The sequence below is a fragment of the Vibrio superstes genome (assembly GCF_003569005.1).
GTDB lineage: Bacteria > Pseudomonadota > Gammaproteobacteria > Enterobacterales > Vibrionaceae > Vibrio > Vibrio superstes.
Genome location: NZ_BCUR01000004.1, coordinates 2,284,819 through 2,285,669 on the forward strand (window position 1 = coordinate 2,284,819; position 851 = coordinate 2,285,669).

At 41.6% G+C, this 851-nt stretch carries 1 protein-coding gene; it reads right to left on the reverse strand.

Features of this window, described 5'->3' with window-relative positions; genetic code table 11:
• Positions 1-200 precede the first annotated feature (200 nt).
• A complete protein-coding gene (locus tag D5I41_RS21680) occupies positions 201-779 on the reverse strand; it encodes an outer membrane beta-barrel protein (RefSeq protein WP_119011046.1) in 579 nt (192 codons plus the stop codon).
• Between the last annotated feature and the right edge of the window lie 72 nt (positions 780-851).

Genomic DNA, 851 nt, shown 5'->3' on the forward strand with positions numbered 1-851 from the left:
TATCGCTGATAGGTTAAATTAGTTAATATTAATAAATCCGATAGGTAGGGTTATTTCTGTGAAGCTCATCAACATTGAATACTCATATCTTCAATGTTGATGAGGGTTTCATTTTGTTTGGGCAATAAAAAACCCCAATAATTGATATCCAACTATTGGGGTGGTTTTATATACCATTTTATCGCTCTAAATTATTACTCTTAGAATTTATAGCCTATGGTGACTAAACCTTGAGTTAATAGATCTTCTTTACCCGAAAGCTTGCCATCATAGGCAACATTGGTTGCCTGAACGCGGCCATCGAGATAGAGCTTATTATCTATCGAAACTCTGAGTCCAATTGTGCCACGGCCACGCACGTCACTCCCGCCATCATTACCAGTAAAAAGAAGGTTCGCCTGCTTGTTATAATACACACCTCCTAGGGCAACATACGGCTTAATGGTAAACCCACGCTCCGTTACCTTGGTATAGCCGACTTCACCTGCCACAGCCACCTCGTAGGCGGTATCTATATACTGGGGTTTCTGTTTACCACGATCCCACTTAAAGCCCGTTGCAGCACCGGTGACATTTATGGCAAAGATGTCGTTAAAATCATAACCAAGATCAACAATGACCGAAGGATCGGAGTCAAAGCCTGTCACTTTATCTTCTAGTTTGAACATGCCCATGTCTGAAGCTAAGCCTGCACCAACACGCAAGCCTGAATGATCCATTCCAGCTATTGAAGAACTGGAAATCAACAAAAGCATTGATGCAAATAGTCTATTCTTCATGTCTTTATTCTCAATACAAAAAAGCCCCCTTGCGGGGGCCCTAGTTAGGCGAGGTAATCGCCTAAATTAAAA

Coding starts and splice junctions, on each gene's coding strand:
- D5I41_RS21680 (WP_119011046.1), bottom strand. CDS start 779: ATGAAGAATAGACTATTTGCATCAATGCTTTTGTTGATTTCCAGTTCT.